The sequence below is a fragment of the Mesorhizobium huakuii genome (assembly GCF_030160235.1).
GTDB lineage: Bacteria > Pseudomonadota > Alphaproteobacteria > Rhizobiales > Rhizobiaceae > Mesorhizobium > Mesorhizobium huakuii.
Genome location: NZ_BSNY01000030.1, coordinates 128699 through 148438, shown reverse-complemented (window position 1 = coordinate 148438; position 19740 = coordinate 128699). Strand labels below are relative to the sequence as shown.

Genomic DNA, 19740 nt, shown 5'->3' with positions numbered 1-19740 from the left:
GCTTATGCCGAAGTCAAAAACGACCTTCGGCCCATCGCCTGCAGGCAAGGCGACAAAGGTGACCGGAAGCTGGCCGCGACATGCGCGCCCTGAGCACCGCGATGGCCTGACGCCAACAGCCTGAATGATTGCCTTTGATCCGCGATTGCCGTCGTCAAAGCAGCGTGTGCGTGGTCGCGCTCAAGCGCCATGGGGCTACATTGACGGATCGCGTTTGGAGAACGGCGACTTCAATTGCCGTCACGCAATTCCGCTCAATGCAAAACCTTCGGATTCCTTGCCGCGCAAGGGGTTCAGCCGTGCATGCCGTCGAATTTTTCGCGGGCCTCGCGCACGCGCTGCGTGTTCCTGCGTGCCCATTCGCCAAGCGCGCTGACCGGTATCAACAGTTCGTGGCCGAGTTCGGTCAGTTCGTAGTCGACGCGCGGCGGAATGGTCGGAAACACGGTGCGGGTGACGAAGCCATCGCGTTCCAGCCCGCGCAAGGTGGTGGTCAGCATCTTCTGCGAGATGCCGCCGACGGCCGCGCGCAGCTCGTTGAAACGCAGCGGTCCGTGGCCAAGTTTGCCGACCACGAGCACGGTCCATTTGTCGCCGACGCGCTGCAGGATTTCCGAAATCGCACGGCAGTCTTCGGTGTTGTGCGGGTGCCTCAGTAACAAAACGGTGCCTCCTTGCGTCGGCTGTTGACAGTATCTCATATAGCGCCGGTATCTAAACGATACCAGCTTATTACTGGAATGGAGAGCCCCCCATGTCAAAGCCGAAAATCGCCATCATCGTCGGTTCGACGCGCGCCGCGCGCTTCGCCGACGTGCCCACGCAATGGATCGCCAAGATCGCCAAGTCGCATGCCGACATCGATGTCGAGGTCGTCGACCTGAGAGACTTCCCGCTGCCCTTCTTCGACGAAGTCGCCTCTTCCGCCTGGGTGCCGTCGACCAACGAAGTGGCTCAGCGCTGGCAGAAGAAGGTCGCCGAATTTGACGGCTTCATCTTCACCGCCGCCGAATACAATCACGGCCCGACGGCCGTGCTGAAGAACGCCATCGACTACGCCGCCAACGAATGGAACAAGAAGCCGGCCGGCTTCGTCGGCTATGGCAGCGTCGGCGGCGCCCGCGCCGTCGAGCAGCTTCGCCTGCATGCTGTCGAACTGCAGATGGCACCGGTCAAGTCGGCCGTCCATATCGCCTGGGGCGACTTCCTCGCCGTGCGCCAGGGCGAGAAGAAGCTCGAAGACCTCGATCACCTGAACCAGGCCGCCACCGCGCTGGTCAACGATGTCGCCTGGTGGGCCAAGGCATTGAAGAAGGCCCGCGATGCCGACGTGGTCGACGAGGAAATCAAGGCGGCCTGACCGCCGGTCGAATTATCCTCCCAAGGGATACGGGGCGGCGCTTGCGCCGCCCTTTTCAGACTCTTTATTTTGACGCAATTCCGGACGGAAAACCGCTCACACTTTTCCTGGAATTGCTCTGGCTATAGCGGCTCAAATCGAAAGCCGCCGCCAGAGCGGGCGACACGGCCAATGCCGGGCGAATCCAGATGCGCGCCGGCAACGAAACAGTGATCGTCCGCCGCAAGCGCCAGCAGCCGCAACCGGCTCTCGCGCGCCTGGTCCTGATCCGTGTCGAACTCCCACGTCACCTCGGGCCGATCGAACTGCAGCGATGGGACGTGAACGGTATCGCCCCAGATCAAGATGCATTCGCCGCCGCTCGAAGCGCGAAAGCAGCTGTGACCCACTTCATGGCCGTGAGCGCCGATGATGTCGACATGTGTCCCGAGACGGTCTCCAGCCTCGAATGGTTCCGCCATGTCGTGAAACCGTTTCAGCCGCGCTTCGGTGCGGAAGAGGTCGAGTTCCTCTCTGGGAACGAGCAAGCGCGCCAGGCGCGGGAAAGCGTCCCGGCCGTCGGCAAGCACCAGACCCTGGATGTGGTCGAGATGCGTATGGGTGAAGCAGACGATGCGGATTCGTCGGGCATCGATGCCGGCCTCGTCCAACGCCTGGGGAAGCCTGCCCATGGTCGGATGCCAGGCATTCGCGGCACCAGTATCGATCAAGATCACTTCATGTCCATCGTCAATCGCGAAGGCGTTGACGGAAAGCCTGAGTTGGCCGCCGACCAAAGCGACCTGCTTCGGCAAGTCATCGCCAAATGGCTTGTCGCCGTCTTGCCGAAGCCGCCCTACCGGCATGTCGACATAGCCATCGCGCAAGGCAGTGATGCGCAGGTCACCAAGAGTGTAGGTCTGATAAAGTTCGCCCGTAGCTATGCGGTGCATTTGCCGATCCGTTCTGCAGACAATCTGTGATGGGCAGCCGGCGTCGGCAACCCGCATGTCAATTCGATTTAGGCGATGTGCGCCTGCGTCGCCTGCCGTGGCCGGATGATGCAGTCGGCGAGACGATGCTTCTCGTCCAGCGCATCCGCGTGGTGCTGGCCCCACTGGCAGAGCGCCAGCAGGATCGGCTCGAGGCTGAGGCCCAGGCTGGTTGCCGAATATTCGACGCGGGCGGGCACTTCGGCGAAGATCTCGCGGCTGACGAGGCCGTGCTCCTCCATTTCGCGCAGCTGCTGGATCAGCACTTTCTGGGTGATGCCAGGCATCATCGCCTTCAGCGCCGACAGCCGCCTTGGGCCATCGAAGAGATGGTAGAGGATGACCGCCTTCCAACGCCCGGCGATCACCTTGAGCGCGCGCTCCGCCGGCAGCATCGGCAGTCGCTTGATCGGCATCTTCCCGGCTGGACCGGCCATGGTCACCTCCTGGTCAGCAGGGGACAAATGAGTGTGTAGTCGCGGCTTCGCAGATAGTGGCAAACCACCGCCGATGCCAGTGCGATCGGAGTTTGCCATGAAAGCCGTTCAATTCAGCCGCTTCGGCGGCCCCGAAGTGCTCCAGGTCGTCGAACTGCCGGCGCCGCTGCCGCAGGCCGGCGAGGTGCTGATCCGCGTTCATGCCGCCGGCATCAACTTCTTCGAGGTGCTGATGCGCGCGGACCGTTACGCGGTGACGCCGCAGCTGCCGATGTCTCCCGGCGTGGAGGTGTCGGGTGTCGTCGAGGCCGTCGGCCAAGGGGTGGATGCGGCGCTGCTGGGAAGACGTGTCGCGGCGCCGCTGTTTGCCTCGCAGCGTCCTTATGGCGGCTATGCCGAGCAGGTGACGATGCCGGCCGATCTTGCCGTGCCGCTGCCGGATGATGTCCCGTTCGAAGAAGCGACGGCGCTGATGGTGCAGGCGCTGACGGCGCTGCATTTGCTGTGCCAGAGCCCGCCAGAGGGCAAGACGGTGCTGGTGCCGGCTGCTGCCGGTGGCGTTGGATCGCTGCTTGTCCAGCTGGCCAAGGCAAAGGGCGCGGCCAAGGTGATCGCGGTCGCCGGCGGTGCGGGCAAGATCGAGCTTGCCTTGTCGCTCGGCGCTGACGTGGCCATCGACCACACCAATCCGGATTGGCCCGCGCGCGTCCGCGAGCCGGCAGGCGGGGAGGGCGCCGACATCATCTACGACACGGTTGGCGGCGCAATGACGGCCCTGTCGCTGCAGGCGCTGGCTCCTGGCGGCGAACTGGTGTTCGCGGCGCTCGGCCGCTATGGGCTCGAACCTTCCGATCTGGAAGCCATGATCGGCCGCAACCAGTCGCTGAGGGGCTTCGCGCTGCTGCCGCTGCTGTCGCCGGACGTGTTGCGGGCGAGCCTGTCGGAGCTGTTCCAGCTGGCCGCGAGCGGGCGGCTGCGGGTCGCGATCGGTGGCCGGTTTCGGCTCGACCAGGCCGGCGAGGCGCACCGACTGCTGGACGAGCGGCGCTCGACCGGCAAGGTCGTGCTTGTGCCTTGACGATGTTATCTCCTGGAGAGGCCATCGAGCAGGAAGTCGAGGCCTTTGCGGAAGGCGCCATCCCAATCATTGTCCAGGAGCAGGCGAGAACGTTCGATCGTCGGGTAGCGTTCGCTGGCCAGGCGCTGCTGCGCGGCGGCCCTGTCGCCGTCCGAGAGGTCGAAGCTCGCCCGGGTGACAGTGGCGCCCATCACATAGTTCCAGAGCGACCATATGGCGGCGTTCACATCCGCGTCCGCGACGCCGGCGCTGGACAAGATCTTGCTCATGCGCTCCAGGCGACCGAGGATGTTCGGACCAAGCGCCCGGCGCGGCAGCAGGGATGCCGACCAGGGATGGCGCAGCATGCCGGCCCGCCAGTCTTCCAGCATGTGAACGATTTCCGCGCGCCAGTTTTGCGGTTCGGCCATTTCGGGCGGCCCGCGATAGTCGAGCACCGAATCGAGCGCCAGGTCGAAGACGTCCTCCTTGCTGTCGACATGCCAATACAGGCTCATCACGCCCGAGCCGAGGCGATCGGCCAGCCGGCGCATGGTCAATCCGTCGAGCCCTTGAGCGTCCAAAAGGTCCACGGCGGTCGCCACGATACGCTCGCGCGAAAGAGGCGATTCACCTGATGGCTCCTGCACGGGCTCGCTTGTGCGTCGAGACCGTTTGCCGCGAGCGCCGCTGCGTTTGGCCGCCATCCATCTTCCTCGCTGGTCGGAACCTCATTTTTGGCAGGCAACGTCAGGAATGTCGATCCCAAGCGGTTGACTCGTACGGGGTACTATATGATGACTGGTACGTCGTATGGTACATTGTACTATAGATGGCCAGAAACTCAATCATGCCGGCTTCGAACACGTCGCTGGCAGGCCGCGAAGCGCGAGAGAAATCATGTCACGCGCAATCACGCATCTGCTTATCGGAGGACTAATCATCATGACCACTGCGGCTACAGCCAATGAGAGGGAACTGACCATCGTCAATCCGCGGACCCTCTACGACCCGTCGCCGAACGGCTACAGCACGGCGGTGATCACGCCGCGCGGAGCCCGGTTGGCCTACATTTCCGGCCAGGGTGGCCAGGACAGCACCGGTGCCCTGTCGCCCGACTTCGCTGTCCAGGTGACACAGGCCTACGCGAATCTGCGCGCCGCGCTTGACGGGATTGGCGCGAAACCCGATCAGGTCGCCAAGCTCACGGTCTTCGTGGTCGACCACGACATGTCCAAGCTCGAAGTGCTGACCAGGAACGTCAAGGAGATGTTCGGCGAGACGTTGCCGGCGCAGACTCTGGTCCCCGTACCCAAGCTTGCCATCGACCCGATGTTGTTCGAGGTCGAGGCCGTGGTCGTACTTGATTAGCAGCGAGGCGTGCCGGCCGCCGGCAGCTGACCTACCATTTCACCTTGAAGCCGACCGAGCCACCAACCGCGTAGCTGTCGCCGAAATCCTGCAGGGAACTGCGTGCCAGCACTTCGCCGTGGATGGAATAGCGGTCGTCGGCCCAGCTCAGCGAGCCGCCGAGGCCGAGCCCGCCCCACAGCGCCTGCGTCTTGGTGGAGATGGCGACATCAGACACATCGGCATCGGTGCCGTCGAGGAAGTCGTGGTAGAGGTTGGCGATGCCATAGACATGCGAGCGGCTCGTCTGCCCGGCTCTGTCCTTCCATTGGCTCTCATAGTCGGCCGACAGGCCGAGGCGGCCGATCAGGCTGTTGCTGACGCCGTTCGAGACCAGGGCGCCATAAGGATCGGTGAAGCTGTCGAAATCGACGGAGGCATAGCTGAGCTGCGCCTGCGGCGTCAGCGACCAGTTGCCCTGGAGCGCGATCTTCCGCCCGGCCTCGATGCCCAGACCATAGCCGAAGCCGTTATTGCCCTTGGCAAGCGTCCGGCCCAGCGTCGTGGACGAGAGGTCGCTGTTGAACCAGGTCAGATCGGCCTGGGTGTCGATGTAGAAGCCGTTCTTGCCGTACCAGGTCAGCGTGCCGCCGAACCCATAGCCGGTCGCGTCGATCGAGCCGAGGCCGAAGGCCGAGGAGACATCCGACTTCACCGTGCCGTAGTGAACGGTCAAGCCACCGACCACGGAACCGGATTGCGTCTCGGAAAGCAGGACGTCGAGGCCGGCCTGCAGCCGCCACAGATCCGCGTCATAGTCGGCCCCGGTCGTGCTCGTGCCCGGATCGAACGCGCTGTGCGCCGCTTCGATGCGGCCCCAGATCGGGCTGCCTCCCCCGGCATTGTCGCCTGTAGCTGACGGGTCCGCTCCGCTCCATGAGCGGTTGCCGACGCGCTGCTGCAGCGTGCCGAGCCGGGTGAAGCTCTGCAGCACGCCGGCATAAGCCTCGTAGACCGGCAAGGCCGGCGAGTAGAGCGGCGACGTCGGACCGCCGGGATCGACGGGATTAATCAGTGCGGACCGCAGGTACCAGTCGCCGTCCGCCGGCGTGGAGATGCCGTTCTGGTAAAGCCTGTAGGCAAAGGCGCCGGCAACGACTGCCTGGTCGCCCTGGAAGACATAGTCGCCCTGCAGGCTGAACGTGCCGGCCGAGATGCCGCCGACATCGACGATCTTGATGCCGTCGCTGGTCTGCGCGCCGCCGCCGCCCAGAGGGATCACCTTGACATTGGTGGCGCCTGACGTGTCGCCGGTGACGACGAGCTTGTCGGCGGAAGAGGTATCGCCGCCAAGCATGGCCTCGATCTCCAGCGTGCCGCCGGCGCCGACATAATTGCCGTTGACCGTGAGCGTGCCGATCGAATTGCCGGGCGCGATCACGCCGCCGGCCTGAAGCGTCGTGGTGCCGACCGTGCCGTTGCCGCCAAGGGCGCCGCCATCGAGAATGGCAACAGTGGAATTGGCAAGCGAGCCGTTGACCGAGAGCTTGCCGGCTTCGATCGTGGTCGCGCCGTTGAGGGTGTTTGTCCCCGTAAGGTTGAGATTGCCCAGGCCCGTCTTGGTGAGCGAGCCGCTACCACTGATGACGGCGGCAAAGGCGGCGTCGGCCGGCTGGTCGATGACCAGTGCGGCATTGTCGAGGATGCCGCCGGTGCCGAAGCTCGAGGCCTGGCCGATCAGCGTGCCGGCGGAGATCGTGGTACCGCCGCTGTAGCTGTTCGCACCGGTCAAGGTCGTGCTGCCCGAGCCCTCCTGCACCACCGTGCCGCTGCCGGAGATGGCACCGGCAAGCGTCATGGCGTTGGAGCGGTTGAAGGCCAGCGTGCCGTTGTTGACGACGTTGCCCGATATCGAGCCGGTAGCGCCGCCATTGCCCAGTTGCAATGTGCCACTGGTGATCGTCGTGCCGCCGATGTAGCTGTTGTCGGCGGTCAGGGCCAGCGTGCCGGTACCGGTCTTGGCGAGACTGCCGGCGCCCGAGATCGCGCCGGACAAAGTGAGGTCGGCCACTGTGTCGAAGATGCCGCCGGCTACCGAAAGCGTGACGTCGCGCGCCGAGCTGAACGCTGCTGTGTTGCGCAGCGTGCCGCCGGAAAGCGTCAGGCCGCCAGCGGCAGCGCCGAGATTGTTGTCGGCTGAGACAGAAAGCACGCCGCCCAGGACGGTGGTTCCGCCCGTATAGGTGTTGGCGCCCGAAAGCACCAGCGTGCCGGCATCGGTCTTGGTGAGGCTGCTGGCCCCGGTCAGCACGGAGGCGATGGTCGCTGTATAGCCTGCTCCAGCCGCACTGCCGTCACCAACCCGGATGATGCTGTCGCCGCCGGCGCCGGCCAGTGTGATGGCGTCGCCCTCGATCCGATAGCCATCAGCCGCGAACTGCATGCCGGTGACCGCCAGCGTGCCGGCGCTGTCGTCGGCGGTGACGAGGCCGCCGAGGGTCTGGAAGACGGCAAAGCCGGGTTGTGGCTTCATGGCGCCGTTCACAAGCCCGGTGCTCGTTGTCCAGTTCGGGCTCGTCGCCGTCCAGATGCCGTTGCCGCCGTCGACCAGGTCGTTATTCGCATTGCCGGCAGCGTCGCCGTCCCAGAACAGCAGGTCGGTGCCGACACTGCTGATCAGATTGACCTGGTTGGCCACCGAGGTCTGCACGGTGAGGTCGGCCGCCGTGACGCCGACCGGCAGATTGCCGAGCTCGAGACCGTTGTCGGTGAGCATCCCGCCATAATTGATCAGCCGGTAGATTCCAGGGCCGAAGCCGCCGACATCGGTGATGTTGAGGGTTCCGTCCAGCGTCAAATTGCCGGCCACGTCGATGAGGTCGTTGACCCCGCCGCCGACAATACCGGCCTGGCCAAGTTCGTAGTCCAGGGTAGAGCTGGAACTCAGGATAAGCGATCCGACCGTGAGCGTGCCGGGGCTGGAACCCGGCGCCAGCACGCCGCCATCGGCGACGATCACCGCGCCGCCGATGGAGCCGGAGCCGCCCAGCGTGCCGCCGCTGTTGACCGTTGTCTCGGTATTGCCGAGCGAGCCTTCCACGACAAGCTTGCCGCCATCGACGGTCGTACGTCCGCTATAAGTGCTGTTGCCGGTCAGGATCATGGTGCCGGCGCCTTCCTTGTAGAGGCCACCCAGACCTCCCAATTGGCCGCCGACACTCAGCGTCACGCCCGTCGCCGTGCGGAAATAGCCATAGGCGGGGGTAAGGTTGATGTCGCGGCTCATCGCAAAGCTCGCAGTGGCCTGGAGTTCACCGCCGTCGAGCGTCAGCAGACCTGTCGCGGCGCCCAAATTCTTGTCTGAAGCGACCGAGACGCTTTTGCCGACCCCAATTTTGGAGCCGCCGCTATGGGTGTTGGTGCCGGTCAACGTCAGCGTGCCGATACCCTCGACGTCGAGGCTGCCCGTTCCGGAGATGTTTCCGCTGAATGTATTGGGGCCGAGGTCGAGGAACGAGACGGCGCCATTGTTCAGAATGTCGCCGCGGATCGCCACCGTGTTGCCGGCAAGAGTGCCGCCATTGACGATGTTGCCGCCCGTATAACTGTTGGAATAGCTGGTCACGTTTAGCGTGCCGGCGCCGTTCTTGACGAGCGTGCCGGTGCCAGTCACCTTGCCCGACACGTCCAACTGTGTGCCTGCGGCCGTGTCAAAGGCACCGGTCGAGTTGATCAGGACATTGCGGCTGGTCGTAAAGCTCGCGGTCGTGCGCAGTGTGCCGCCGTCGAAGGTCAGATTGCCCGATGCCGCACCCAGATTGCTATCGCTTGAGATCTGCAGAATACCGCCGGACAATGTCCAGGGGGTGACGGCGGTCGTCGTCCCGGTCAGCGTCCAGGTGCTGTTGCCTGTCTTCTCGTAAAGCCCGAACCCGTCATATTTGGCGCCGGGGCCGATCTGGGACACATCGAAACTGGCGCTGGTATCGCCGCCTAGCTTGAAAGTATCGGCGGTGCTGAAGGCAACCACATTGCCAGATATGGTCGAGCCGGCCCGAATTTCCAGCGAATTGACCCCACCGGTGAATTGGATGGCTTTGCCGGCCAGCGGCGTTCCACCGCCTGCACCGACGGCGCCGCCGCCGATCGTTCCCGCATTGACGATGGCGATGTTGGCGCCCTTGATTCCCGCGCCGCCATCGCCGGCCGTCCCGGCCGCCCCGGCCTGACCGCCGGTCCCGCCAAGGATTGTCGCCCCCGTGCCGTTGAAGACCGTTCCGCCCGAAAGCAGGAGAACGCCGGCTCCGCCGTCGCCACCGCCCGCCGCCGCTTGGGTTCTTCCGCCTGTTCCGCCATGCAGATTTCCACCGTTCCGGACCGTCCCGCCGCCGGTCAGGACGATGGCGGCCGCACCGCCGCCGCCGCCGCTCTGAGTGGTGCCCCGGCCGCCAACGCCGCCCGTGACGCTGCCGCCGGCATCGACGGTGACATCGGCTGACGAAAACACGCCGGCACCACCACCGCCGCCGCCGCCATTGGAGGCGGAGCCCGCAATGCCGCCGGTACCGCCTGTAACCGATCCGCTGCCGGTTACGACAGTGTCCGCCGTGGCACTGACGCCGACACCACCACCACCGCCGCCGCCGCCGCGGAGCGAGCCGTTCACGCCATCGGGACCAGCACCGCCCGTACCGCCGCTGACACTGGTGGAGATGGTCCCACTCGTGGAAATGACCTGGCCTGTAGCCCCGGTCGCACCTGGAGCGCCGTTCGGGGCGTTGAATGTCGTACCTGTGCCTCCCGAACCGCCTGGCGCGCCGTTGCCCGTTGTGAGGTCGACGCCGCCACCGCCGCCGCCGGCAGTCGCGCCATTGGCGGCATTCTGGCCCGTGGCCCCCGCCAACGCGCCATCCACGCCACCTTGTCCGGCGCCTGGGGCGCTGCCATTGCCGCCATCGGCCCAGGCGGGTGCGGTGCTCAGCGCCAGGGCGACAGTAAGGGCCGCAAGGGCGGAAGGTCGCTCGCTCCCCAAAATCCGCCCCGCCATGCGCAACGCAACCGTGCCATTGCTCGATTTCATGGATCGCCCCCGCCTTTGGCCGCCAATGCAATCTCGATGTTTGCAGCCTGGCAGCGTGCGCCAACCAAAGCGTCAACAGGTTAACCTGACGTTCGATTCGTGTCTTTAAGTTGATCTGTTCAAAACTGATTTTCCGAGCCTAGTTACTTCTGAGCAACATAGATGTTAAATATAAGTTTGATGAAAATAAGCGCCAGCTTAAGTATATCGCCGTTGGTGCCGAAAGGCGAAAGCCGGCGGTGCACAATCCTGCTGGGTGATGACGCCGACCGCCGACAAGGCCTATGAGCTAATCACCCGCGCGGGCGAGCAGCAGGGCGCGCTCCCTGTCGTTGCCGGTCAATTCTGCGGCCTGGCGGAACGCGGCGCGGGCTTCCGCCCGATGTCCCAGTTTTTCCAGAAGGTCGCCGCGCACCGTGGGCAGGAGATGCGAGTCCTTCAGGCGGGGCTCGTCCTTCAGCGCCTCGACGATGGCGAGGCCCTGCGCCGGTCCGAACGCCATGCCGACGGCCACCGCCCGGTTGATTTCGACGATGGGCGAGGGGGCGGCCAAGGCGAGGGCCTGATAATAGGCCGATATCGCAATCCAGTCGGTGTCGGCGGCCGTTGCCGCGCGGCTATGGCAGGCGGCGATCATCGCCTGCAAGAGATAGGGGCCGGGTGTCGATGTCAGGATCATGGCGCGGTTCAGACCGTCGAGGCCGCGCCGGATGAGCGACCAGTTCCAGCGCGCGCGGTCCTGGTCGAGCAACAGGATCGGCTCACCCGCTTTGCCGGTGCGGGCAGGGAAGCGCGAGGCGTTGAGTTCCATTAGCGACACCAGCCCCTGAACCTCGGGCTCATCAGGCATCAGTGCCGCCAGGGAACGGCCGAGGCGCAATGCCTCGCCACAGAGATCGGCGCGCAGCCAGTCGGGTCCAGCGGTTGCCACATAGCCTTCGTTGAAGATGAGATAGACCACCTCCAGCACGGCCGCGAGGCGTTCGCGCCGCACCTCGCCGCGCGGTGTCTCGAACGGGATGGCGGCATCGCGAAGCGCCCGCTTGGCGCGCACGATGCGCTGGGCGGCGGTGGCTTCGGGCACCAGGAAGGCGCGGGCGATCTCAGGTGTCGACAGCCCGCCCAACAGTCGTAGCGCGAGGGCCGCACGTTGCTCGGCCGGCAAGACGGGATGGCAAGCGGTGAAGATCAGCCGCAACAGGTCGTCGTCGATATCCTCGTCGAGCGCTGCCTCGATGTCGGGCATCTCGCGCTCGAGCCCGGCGAGGTCGATGGCGAGTTCGCGGTGCTTGCCGTCGATCATGGTGGTGCGGCGCAGCCGGTCGAGCGCCCGGTTCCTTGCGACCTCCGTCAGCCAGGCGGCCGGGTTGCGCGGGATGCCGTCCCGGGGCCAGCGCTCCAGCGCCAGCAGGAAGGCATCGCCGGCGACCTCCTCGGCCAGCCCGACGTCCCTGAGATAGCGGACGAGCCTGGCGGTGAGCTTCGGCTGCTCGATCCGCCAGACCGCTTCGATGGTGCCGTTGGCCGTCAACCCTTCAGCTCGCCAAAGCCTTCCGCCACCTTCTGGACGTCTTCGGGGAAATCGCTCATCTCAAAGACGCGTCGAACCTCGATCAGGTCATTCTCCCCAGCGGGGCAGCGGCGGGCCCATTCGATGGCTTCTTCACGCGAGCGCACGTCGATCACCCAATAGCCGCCGAGCACTTCCTTGACCTCCGCGAACGGCCCGTCGGTGACAACGGGCTTGCCGCCCTTGAAGCTGACCCGCGCGCCCGATGACGGCGGATGCAGCCCATCGAGCGCCAGCAACACGCCGGCCTTCTTGAGTTCCTCATTGTATTTCATCATTCCCTCCACCCCCTTGGCGTCGGGCCTGACGTCGGGCGCCGCCTCCGCGTAGCCGCCGGGGATCATCAGCATCATGAACCGCATGGTCTTCTCCTTGGTTGGCTTGGTTCGATGATACGACGAACAAAGGGTGGCGGAATCGACACGTGCTGCAAAAAAGTTCGAATCGCGATTACGCCTCCGGCCGACAGCGTTGGACCGCCATATGGGCGGGGCTGCCATCTGGCCTTGCCAGTTCGCCCTGATATGTCAGCTTGCATCCATCACCTCGAGTGAGCCCGCGTGAAATCATCCAGCCTGGCCGGCGCCGTTTCCCCCATGATCCCGGTGCTCGTCTGCGCATTCGGCATCTTCCTCTTGTCCGGCATGGATGCGGCGATGAAGGTGCTGGTCATCGCGGTCGGCGTCTACAACACGGTGCTGTGGCGCAGCATGCTGGCGACATTGGTCGCGGGCGCGGGCTGGCTGGCGGGGCCGCGCTCGTTTCCCGCCGTCTCGGTGCTGAGGCTGCATGCGCTGCGTGCGGTGGTTGTCGGCATTGTCCTGCTGTCATTCTTCTGGGGGCTTGCAAGGCTGCCGCTGGCGGAGGCGGTCGGGCTTAGTTTCGTGGCGCCGCTGTTTGCGCTCCTGCTGGCCGCGCTGCTTCTGGGCGAACGGATACAGCGCAGGGCGATCTGGGCGTCGCTCGCCGGCATTGCCGGTGTCGCGATCATCGTGGCCGGCCAGTTCGGGCACACGAGCTATGCCCAGGATGCCCTGCTCGGCACGGCGGCGGTGCTGGTCTCGACGGTGTTCTACGCCTACAATCTGATCCTCGCGCGGCGGCAGGCGCTGCTGGCCAAGCCGATCGAGATCATGCTGTTCCAGAACCTTTGCGTGGGGCTCATGCTCAGTCTGGCCGCACCCTGGCTCGCCATTGCCTTGCCCGGCAATCTCTGGCTTCCGCTCGCCGGGGTGACGGCCCTGTCGCTCGCCGGCCAGTTCCTGATGAGCTGGGCCTATGCCCGTGCCGAAGCGCAATATCTGATCCCGACCGAATATTCGGCCTTCATCTGGGCGATCGCGCTCGGGTGGTTCTTCTTCGACGAGGCCGTGACCTGGACGACGCTGGCGGGAGCCGGCCTCATCGTGGCCAGCTGCCTGATCGCCGCGCGCTCCAACCCCAGACTTGCCGAGCCGATCGAAGTCGCGGTTTGAGGGGAAGCGCCCGCCACGACGCGTCGACGCATCGTTCTCACTGCAGAAATTGCACGACCCGTCAAAGCAGGGGGCGCTCGTGCGTAGCCTGCATCAAGCGCGGTTGTAAGTAGATCTGTGTCTACAGTAAAATTTTATTAAATATTTCGCCGAGAGAATTACCACCTGTAGACCATTCGTCGGGTTGTTGTGCTTTAAGCCCGGAAAACGTCACTGAAGGGTCGATGTAATGGCGAACTATGTGGCAAGTTCCTGGAACGGTATCATGCATCGCGACGTTGGTCCGGATGCGGTCGCCTGGAACTCGTATCGAGCGATCCGAGCAGGCCAGGCATCACGAGGAGGATTTATCCGATGAGCTTCTTCGTCAATGCCCTGGGCGTTCCTCTTCCCTACAGCGGCGCTTCCAGCCATTGGTACTCGGCGGCAGGGTCCGGGCCGGACTTGTACGGCAGCTCCGGAAACGACTCATTCTACGGAGCATCCGGTGTCAACGTCACCATGCACGGAGGCACAGGCGATGACATCTATTACCTCTATGCGGCGGGCAACAAGGTGGCGGAGGGCGCCGGGGCAGGCATCGACACGATCAGCACATGGATGAGCTACAAGCTCCCCGACAATCTTGAAAACCTCGTCGTCACAAACGCCAATAACTATGCTTTCGGCAACGGGTTGGACAACATCATCACCGCCAAGGCCGGGCACCAGACCCTGGACGGCGGCGCGGGAAACGATGTGCTGATCGATGGCGGGGGCGGTTACGACACCTTCATCGTCTCGAAAGGCAACGGAAGCGACCTGATCGCGAATTTTGCCGCCACCGACACGGTGCGCCTCAATGGCTACGGGTTCACCTCGTTCGACGCCATCCACTCGAACATGATCCAGGCGGGATCGAACGTGCTGCTGAACCTCGGCTCCGGCGAGATCCTCGAGTTCAAGGACACGACCATCGACAAGCTGCAGCCCAGCCAGTTCGAATTGCCGATCGACAAATCCGGAATGCAGCTCTCCTTCAGCGACGATTTCAACACGCTGAACCTTCACAATAGCCAGGGCGGCACCTGGGATACCAACTTCTGGTGGGGAGCGCCGAACGGCAGCACGTTGAGCAGCAACAACGAGCTGCAATGGTATATCGACGCCAATTACGCACCGACGAGTGCCGTCCACCCGTTCAGCGTGAACAATGGCGTGCTCACCATCACCGCGGCGCAGGCGCCGGCTGACATCAAGCCGCTGATCAACAATTACGAATACACCTCCGGTATCCTGACGACCCACGATTCCTTCTCGCAGACCTATGGCTATTTCGAAATACGGGCCGACCTGCCCGAGAACACCGGCGCCTGGCCGGCCTTCTGGCTGCTTCCTGAAGACGGTTCGTGGCCGCCGGAACTCGATGTCGTGGAGACGATCGGCCAGGCCCCGAACTCGCTGATCATGACGGCGCATTCGAATGAGACGGGAACGCACACCAAAGTCACGTCGACGGTGAGCGTCTCGAACCCCGCCGGCTTCCACACCTATGGCCTGCTCTGGACGCCGGACAAGCTCGTCTGGACCTATGACGGTGTGCAGGTCGCGGAAGCGGCGACGCCGTCCGACATGAACAAGCCCATGTACATGCTGGTCGATCTCGCGGTCGGCGGCTTGGCCGGCGCTCCTCCGGATCATCTGGCCACGCCGGCCGAGATGAAGATCGACTATGTCCGGGCCTATACGCTGGACAGTGCGCCGGCAAGCGCCCTGAACATCACCAGCAGCAGCATCGGCACGCACAGTGTCGCAACGCACGGCAACAGCACGCTGCACGGCGGTTCCGAGTTCGGGGGCCACGCGTAGGGTCTCGGGAACATGCGACGTCGAGGAATGCGGAAATGACTGGACCATCCGGCCTGCGTCCGGTCTTCATGCGCGCCATCGCCGATGTCGGCGTCTTCTCGCTGTTGATCAACATCCTGCTGTTGGTGATTCCGCTCTATTTGCTGCAGGTCTATGACCGCGTGCTGCCGTCCTCCAGCGTCGAAACGCTTGTCTATCTTTCAGCCATCGCGGTTCTCGCACTCGCTTTCCTCGGGCTTCTGGACGCGATACGCGCCGTTTACACGCAGCGCGTCGCGGCGACCCTCGACCGGAAGCTGGGCGCCAGCACATTCGCCGTTTCGCTTGGCGCGAAACATGCCGGAGGCCTGTCGCCGCTGCGCGACCTCGCCTCTGTCTGCGCCTTCATCAGGTCGCGCGGGGTGGCGGTGTTGTTCGACCTGCCTTTCGCCCCTGTCTTCCTCGCCTTGCTCTATCTCATCCATCCCGTGCTGTTCTGGGTGACGGTCGCCGGCGCGGCGCTTCTGCTTCTGCTGGTCTTGGCCAACCAGCTTGCCATCGGCAGGAACGACGCCTTGTCCGCGGAGCGTTCGGCCCTGGCCAGCCAGGCGGAACAGGCCTTTGCCCGCAATGCGGAGACGCTGCGCGCCATGGGCATGGTGGAGAACGCCGCGCGGGTCTGGGGACGGCACGTGGCGGCGGCGCTCACCTTGCATGACCGTTCCTCGAGTGCCAATGCGATCTTCAGCGGTGCCTCGCGGGCGCTGCGCATGATGTTGCAGCTGGCGATCCTCGGCGCCGGCGCATGGCTGGTGCTCAAGGGGCAGATGACGGCAGGCATGATCTTCGCCTCCTCGCTGGTGTCGTCGCGCGCGCTGCAGCCGCTCGACCAGTTGATCGGCGCCTGGCGGCAGATCGCCGACGCCCGACGATCGTGGAAACGGCTGGAGACGGCGCTTGCGGCGCGTCCGGCCGAAGCGCGCAAACTGATCCTGCCCGATCCGGAAGGCGCGATTTCCGTGCAGGACGTTTTCTTCATGGCGCCGAATGCGCTGCCCGGCACCGAACCGATCCTCAAGCGGTTGAACTTCCAAATTGGCGCCGGCCAAGCGTTGGCCATCGTCGGCCCGAGCGGCGCCGGCAAATCGACGCTGGCGCGGCTGCTTGCAGGTGCTGTCCGGCCGACCGGCGGCGCGGTCAGGATCGACGGCGCCGACCTCAGGACCTGGGACGAAAACCAGCTCGGAAAGCATGTCGGCTACCTGGCGCAGGAGGTCGAGCTCTTTCCAGGATCGATCGCTCAAAACGTCGCCCGCTTCGACCCCGATGCGGATGACGCCTCGATCATCGAGGCAGCAAGGCGGGCTGAGGCGCATGAGCTGATCCTGGCGCAACGGGACGGCTACCAGACATTGATAGGTCCGTCGGACAGAACGCTGTCGGGCGGCGAACGCCAGAGGATCGGCCTGGCGCGCGCCTTCTACGGCAGTCCCAGAATTCTCGTCCTGGACGAGCCAAGCACCCATCTCGACGGCACGGGCGAAGCGGCGCTCGAGGCGGTACTCGCCGCCGCGAAGGCGGCCGGCGTCACGATGGTCGTGATCACGCATCGCCCTTCGATTGCCGGGTCCTGCGACCGCGTGATGCTTCTGCGCGGCGGCACGATCGAAGCCTTCGGCCCAAGCAGCGAGGTGCTGCGGCATTCGGCCGTCGGCAAAGGCCTGCCCGCGCAGCCGAATACGGTGGTGACAGGGTCATTCGCCACGACCGCACGCATAACATCCGTTTTGGGTCGTAGATGATGGCGGTGCAGAGCCTCGCCTGGGAGGGCAACCCGCGTACCAACATAAGGCGCGTGGCATTCGCCGGATACGCGGCAACGGCGCTGTTGGTGGGTTGCTTTGGTTATTGGGCCGTCAGCGCGCCCTTGTCCGGAGCGGTGATCACGCAAGGCACGATCTCGGCGACCGGCGGAAACATCCTGATCCAGCATCCGGAGGGCGGCATCATCGAGGAGCTGCTGGTCCATGACGGCGATCGCGTGCAACAGGCGCAGGATCTGATCGTGCTGGATCCGACAGCCGCGCAGGCCGAACTCAACCGGCTGACGAGACAGTCGATCGCGCTCAGGGCGGCCGCGGCGCGGCTGGAGGCGGAACGCGACGGGCTGGACAGGCTCGCGCCGATCACCAAACCGGCGCCAGCATCGCTCCAGGCCGATTTCGAAGCCCTGATCCGAGAGCAGCAGAAGGAATTCGATGCCAGGCTCGCCCGGTTCCGATCGGAACAATCGATCCTCGCCCAACGCTTAGTCATGCATCGGCAGTCGGTCGTTGGGTTGGAGTCCCAGAAAGAGGCCGTTCAGCAACAGGCTGAAATCGTGAAGAAGGAGCTCGGCATCAAAGCCGGCCTGCTGGACAAGGGCCTCACCAATCGCACCGAATACTCGCAGCTTTTGCGCAGCGAGGCCGATCTCATCGGGCAGGCCGGGGCGCTGGAAGCCAATCTGGCGGCGGCCAACACCCAGATCGTCGAAGCCCAGGAACAGATCGAGCGCCTGACCACGCAACGCGTGGAGGAGGCGCTGACGAAGCTGGACGAGGTTCGTTCCAACCTGGCCGACGTCGAGGAACAGATCAGGGCGGCCGAGGCGGTGCTGCGGCGCACGACGATCAAGGCACCGGCCGCGGGCATCGTGGTGTCCTCGACCTATAATGCCAAGGGCAGCGTGATTGCCCGCGGCGAAAAGATCATGGAGATCCTGCCCACGGCGCCGGGTCTGATTGTCGATGCAAGGCTGCGGCCGAAGGACGTCGATCAGGTCCGTGTCGGCCAACCGGCGAAACTGCGACTGTCCGCCCTGAACATGCGGCTCACCCCCGAGGTTTCAGCCACCGTGGCACAAATTTCCGCGGACCGGCTCATCGACGAGGCGACACACGAGCCCTACTTCCGCGTCAAACTCAGGATTGCCGCCGACCTGCCGCCCGGCGTGAAGCCCGAGCAGCTTTACCCCGGAACGCCGGTCGAGGCGTTCATCAGCACTGGCGACCGGACTTTCCTCGAGTATCTGGCACGGCCGATGCTCGATTCCTTCGCTCGCACGTTCACGGAGCGGTAGCCGGCCGCGCAATCCGAAGCTGACATTGAAACAATCAGCGCACCGCCTCGCGGTGGGTGCCGGGCAGGCGGGTGGCGATCAGCTTGTCGATGCGGCGGCCGTCGAGGTCGACCACCTCGAAGCGCCATCCCTGCGCGTCGACGCATTCGCCGGTCGCCGGCAGATGGTGCATGTGCGACAGCACGTAGCCGGCGACGGTCTCGTAGTCGCGGTTTTCGGGCAGGTCGAAGCCCAGAATCTCGGCCATCTCGTCGGCCTGCATGTAGCCGGCGAGCAGCCATGAGCCGTCCTCGCGCTTGACGGCGTTTTCCTCGTCGCCTGCATCGAGGTCGGCGCGGAACACGCCGGTGATGGCTTCGAGAATATCGGCGGGCGTGACGATGCCTTCGAAATGGCCGTATTCGTCATGCACCAGCGCCATCGGCACGTCGGACTCCTTGAGCTTGTGCAGCACGTCGAGCGCGTCGGCCTGGTCGTAGACGATGGGCGCGGCGCGCACATGCTTGCGCGGGTCGAGCGTGCGGCCGGCAAGGATCGCGGCCAGCACGTCGCGCGTCTGGACGACGCCGACCATGACATCGACGCCGCCGTCACCCGCCGGCAGTCGCGAATGCTGGGTTTCCATCAGCAGCTTGCGGATCGTCGTGTCGTCGGACTGCAGGTTGATCCAGTCGACCTCGGTGCGCGGCGTCATCACCGCGCGCACGGCGCGGTCGCCAAGCCGCATGACGCCGGCGATCATGCGCCGCTCGTCGGATTCGATGGTGCCGTGATGCTCGGCCTCGGCGACCAGCATCTTGATCTCCTCGTCGGTGACCTTCTCCTCGCTTTCGCCGCGCTGGCCAAGCAGCCACAATATGGCGCGGCCGGAAATGTCGAGCAGGAACACCAGGGGCGCCGAAACGGTGGCTAGGATGGTCATGGCCGGGGCCGCGCGGGCGGCGACGCGCTCGGGGTCGCGCAGCGCGATCTGCTTGGGCACCAGTTCGCCGACGATCAGCGAGAAATAGGTGATGATGGCGACGACGATGCCGACGCCGAGCGGATCGGCGACGCTTTCGCGCATGCCGGTCGTGGCCAGGAACACGGACAGCCGGTCGCCCAGCGTGGCGCCGGAGAAGGCGCCGGAAAGCACGCCGACCAGCGTGATGCCGATCTGCACCGAGGACAGGAACTTGCCGGGATTGGAACCAAGATCCAGCGCCCGGCCGGCGCCGTTGACGCCACGGTCGATCATCGCCTTGAGCCGTGCCGGGCGCGATGAAACGATGGCGAGTTCGGACATTGCCAGAAGGCCGTTCACACAGATGAGGACGACCACGATAGCGATTTCGACGTATAGCATGAGGGCTCAATAGCATTGCGGCGGGCCGCTCGAAAATAGCGGGCCGGCTTTTTTAGAGAATGACAGTTCGGGCTGATGAAGCGATACGGTCGCGCGGCATCGCACAGACGATGCATTTTAGACCGCTTCCGACCACGGCTCTGTCTC

At 64.7% G+C, this 19740-nt stretch carries 15 protein-coding genes; 7 read left to right on the top strand and 8 right to left on the bottom strand.

From position 1 onward, the window contains the following. Window positions 1-293 precede the first annotated feature (293 nt). A complete protein-coding gene (locus QQK95_RS16605) occupies window positions 294-662 on the bottom strand; it encodes a winged helix-turn-helix transcriptional regulator (protein WP_010911041.1) in 369 nt (122 codons plus the stop codon). 92 nt (window positions 663-754) lie between these two features. On the opposite strand from QQK95_RS16605, the gene QQK95_RS16600 reads away from it, so the two are divergent. Next, window positions 755-1360, top strand: a complete 606-nt coding sequence (locus QQK95_RS16600) for an NADPH-dependent FMN reductase (RefSeq protein WP_284274555.1) — start codon at window positions 755-757, stop codon at window positions 1358-1360. Window positions 1361-1482: 122 nt separating this feature from the next. Here QQK95_RS16600 and QQK95_RS16595 read toward each other — a convergent pair whose 3' ends face one another. Together QQK95_RS16595 and QQK95_RS16590 are read right to left on the bottom strand one after the other, a co-directional pair. Continuing rightward, a complete protein-coding gene (locus tag QQK95_RS16595; RefSeq protein ID WP_284274920.1) occupies window positions 1483-2205 on the bottom strand; it encodes an MBL fold metallo-hydrolase in 723 nt (240 codons plus the stop codon). 155 nt (window positions 2206-2360) lie between these two features. After that, window positions 2361-2768, bottom strand: coding sequence for a winged helix-turn-helix transcriptional regulator (locus tag QQK95_RS16590; RefSeq protein WP_284274554.1), 408 nt, complete (start codon window positions 2766-2768; stop codon window positions 2361-2363). Between the two features lie 97 nt (window positions 2769-2865). Between QQK95_RS16590 and QQK95_RS16585 the strand changes: the two genes are divergently transcribed. Further along, the gene (locus QQK95_RS16585) at window positions 2866-3846 is read left to right on the top strand and encodes a quinone oxidoreductase family protein (protein ID WP_284274553.1); all 981 of its coding nucleotides are present in this window, start codon (window positions 2866-2868) and stop codon (window positions 3844-3846) included. Window positions 3847-3851: 5 nt separating this feature from the next. Here the strand turns inward: QQK95_RS16585 and QQK95_RS16580 are convergent, their stop codons facing one another. Next, window positions 3852-4532, bottom strand: coding sequence for a TetR/AcrR family transcriptional regulator (locus QQK95_RS16580; RefSeq protein ID WP_284274551.1), 681 nt, complete (start codon window positions 4530-4532; stop codon window positions 3852-3854). A 193-nt stretch (window positions 4533-4725) separates the two neighbouring features. Between QQK95_RS16580 and QQK95_RS16575 the strand changes: the two genes are divergently transcribed. Next, window positions 4726-5196, top strand: a complete 471-nt coding sequence (locus QQK95_RS16575) for a RidA family protein (RefSeq protein ID WP_284274549.1) — start codon at window positions 4726-4728, stop codon at window positions 5194-5196. 31 nt (window positions 5197-5227) lie between these two features. Here the strand turns inward: QQK95_RS16575 and QQK95_RS16570 are convergent, their stop codons facing one another. From QQK95_RS16570 to QQK95_RS16560, 3 genes are all read right to left on the bottom strand, one after another. Then, window positions 5228-10255 (bottom strand): autotransporter outer membrane beta-barrel domain-containing protein, encoded by a 5028-nt coding sequence (locus tag QQK95_RS16570; protein WP_284274547.1) that lies wholly within the window; start codon window positions 10253-10255, stop codon window positions 5228-5230. A 289-nt stretch (window positions 10256-10544) separates the two neighbouring features. Continuing rightward, window positions 10545-11786, bottom strand: a complete 1242-nt coding sequence (locus QQK95_RS16565) for an RNA polymerase sigma factor (RefSeq protein ID WP_284274545.1) — start codon at window positions 11784-11786, stop codon at window positions 10545-10547. Beyond that, complete coding sequence (locus QQK95_RS16560; RefSeq protein ID WP_284274544.1) at window positions 11783-12187, bottom strand: YciI family protein; 405 nt, start codon at window positions 12185-12187, stop codon at window positions 11783-11785. The genes QQK95_RS16565 and QQK95_RS16560 overlap by 4 nt, the downstream gene beginning before the upstream one ends. A 234-nt stretch (window positions 12188-12421) precedes the next feature. Here QQK95_RS16560 and QQK95_RS16555 point away from each other — a divergent pair, with 234 nt between their 5' ends. From QQK95_RS16555 to QQK95_RS16540, 4 genes are all read left to right on the top strand, one after another. After that, a complete protein-coding gene (locus QQK95_RS16555) occupies window positions 12422-13300 on the top strand; it encodes a DMT family transporter (RefSeq protein WP_409371696.1) in 879 nt (292 codons plus the stop codon). A 354-nt stretch (window positions 13301-13654) separates the two neighbouring features. Then, on the top strand, window positions 13655-15148 hold the full coding sequence (eglC, locus tag QQK95_RS16550; protein WP_284274542.1) for an endo-1,3-1,4-beta-glycanase EglC: 1494 nt from the start codon (window positions 13655-13657) through the stop codon (window positions 15146-15148). 35 nt (window positions 15149-15183) lie between these two features. After that, window positions 15184-16929 carry a type I secretion system permease/ATPase gene (locus tag QQK95_RS16545; protein ID WP_284274540.1) on the top strand — a complete coding sequence of 582 codons (1746 nt, stop codon included), beginning with the start codon at window positions 15184-15186 and terminating at the stop codon, window positions 16927-16929. Beyond that, the gene (locus QQK95_RS16540; RefSeq protein WP_284274538.1) at window positions 16929-18248 is read left to right on the top strand and encodes an HlyD family type I secretion periplasmic adaptor subunit; all 1320 of its coding nucleotides are present in this window, start codon (window positions 16929-16931) and stop codon (window positions 18246-18248) included. The genes QQK95_RS16545 and QQK95_RS16540 overlap by 1 nt, the downstream gene beginning before the upstream one ends. A gap of 34 nt (window positions 18249-18282) precedes the next feature. On the opposite strand, the gene QQK95_RS16535 is transcribed toward QQK95_RS16540, so the two are convergent. Further along, window positions 18283-19593 (bottom strand): hemolysin family protein, encoded by a 1311-nt coding sequence (locus QQK95_RS16535; protein WP_019860558.1) that lies wholly within the window; start codon window positions 19591-19593, stop codon window positions 18283-18285. Window positions 19594-19740 lie beyond the last annotated feature (147 nt).